This is a genomic window from Streptomyces sp. NPDC005483 (assembly GCF_040606035.1).
GTDB lineage: Bacteria > Actinomycetota > Actinomycetes > Streptomycetales > Streptomycetaceae > Streptomyces.
On sequence record NZ_JBEXEA010000131.1, the window covers coordinates 1 to 1,080 of the forward strand.

Consider the following 1,080-nt stretch of genomic DNA (forward strand, 5'->3'; position numbering starts at 1 on the left):
GTTATTCGGGTGGGCAGAGGTTGATGAGGGGTTCTGTTCGGTCGGGGGTCATGACGAGGATGCTGTGCTGGAGGGTTTCGGCGAGTTGGGTGAGGACGGGCAGCCAGGTGTCGTGGTTGTGGTCGTCGACTTGGATTTTCAGGGTGGTGTCGGGGAGGTTCAGGTGCTGGTCGGCGGCGATGTCGTGGATGTCGCGGGCGGCGTGTGCGGCGTTCCCGGTGGGGGTGCGGTCCGGTTGTGGCCGGAGTTGGTAGTGCAGGGTGTCGGGTTCCCGGCCGGCCGGGGGGCTGGTGGGGGGCTGGGGGGTGTCCGGGTCCTCCAGGTCCTCCAGGTTCTCCAGGTCCTCCAGGTTCTCCAGGTTCTCCGGGTTCTCCAGGTTTTCGTGGAGGGTGTGGAGGTCGTGTTCGTCGAGGTCGGGGATGAGTTCGGCTGCCTGGTTCAGGGCGGTGCGGACGGTGGGGTGGGTGGATGCGTGGTGGTCGAGGGCGGTGAACACCGCGCGGAGGCGGGAGACGGCTTCTTCTTCCCAGCCGGGGGCGGGGAGGAGTTCGGTGCCCTTGCCCTTGGGGGTGGTGTGGGTGTCGGCGCGGGCTGTGGCGACGGCCATGACCACGCGGTGCAGGCTGTCGCGGTAGGCGGTTGCGGTGGGGGTGTCACCGAGGGCGGGGCGGTGCTGCAGGGCCTGGCCGACGATGCCGGATGCCCAGGTGAACAGGGTGCTGGCGTCGGTGGTGGTCCAGTTGCGTGAGGCCGCCCACCGGGTGATGCGCGGGTCCTGGGCGGCCGGGCCGGCCGGCGGTGCGGTGGCGGGCGGCACCGGCCCCGAGGACGAGGACGCGGTGGAGGGGGACGCGGTGGAGGGGGACGCGGTGGAGGGGGACGCGGTGGTGGTGGGTGTGGCGGGAAGGGCGGTGCCGGTGCCGGCGCCGTAGAGGCCGGGGTGGTGGGTGTGGTGTCCCGGCCACGGGGCGGCCTGTCCTCCTCTGGGTGCGTCGAGGTAGGCGACAGCCCCTCCGGCGGGCCGGGCCTCGTGGGGCTGGGGTGACTGCGCGGGGGGCGGTGGCACGGCGGGCCGGACGG

1 pseudogene is annotated in these 1,080 nt (G+C 72.4%); it reads right to left on the minus strand.

Annotation, left to right across the window (positions count from 1 at the left end):
- Window position 1: 1 nt before the first annotated feature.
- Window positions 2-1,080, minus strand: a pseudogene (locus ABZT06_RS50620) (hypothetical protein); the annotation flags it as partial.